Source organism: Pauljensenia sp. UMB3104, from assembly GCF_030217285.1.
In the GTDB taxonomy this organism is placed as follows: Bacteria; Actinomycetota; Actinomycetes; order Actinomycetales; family Actinomycetaceae; genus Pauljensenia.
Window position 1 is genome coordinate 1 of the sequence record NZ_JASONN010000579.1, and the last position, 238, is coordinate 238.

Below are 238 nucleotides of genomic sequence, written 5' to 3' on the forward strand. Positions count from 1 at the left end.
GCCGTAGACGGCGTGCCTGTCCATGCTGTCCGCCTGCGTGGCCTGACAGCCTCGGAAGAGATCCTGCTGGGCAACCCTGGTGAACAGCTGGTGATCCGCACGGATTCCTTCGACCGTTTCTCTTTCATGCCCGGCGTTTTGTTAGGCGTGCGTGAAGTGAGCAAGCATCCGGGTCTGTCGATCGGCTTGGATACTGTCCTTGACCTGCCGGGGCTTCTATGAGCATCGACCTTGGTAT

Annotated in this window: 1 protein-coding gene; it reads left to right on the forward strand. The window is 59.2% G+C overall.

Features of this window, described 5'->3' with window-relative positions; all coding sequences use genetic code 11:
• Positions 1 to 222, forward strand: a 222-nt coding sequence (locus tag QP415_RS12850; RefSeq protein WP_285100332.1) for a dihydrodipicolinate reductase C-terminal domain-containing protein, incomplete at its 5' end; no start/stop codon positions are given.
• Positions 223 to 238 lie beyond the last annotated feature (16 nt).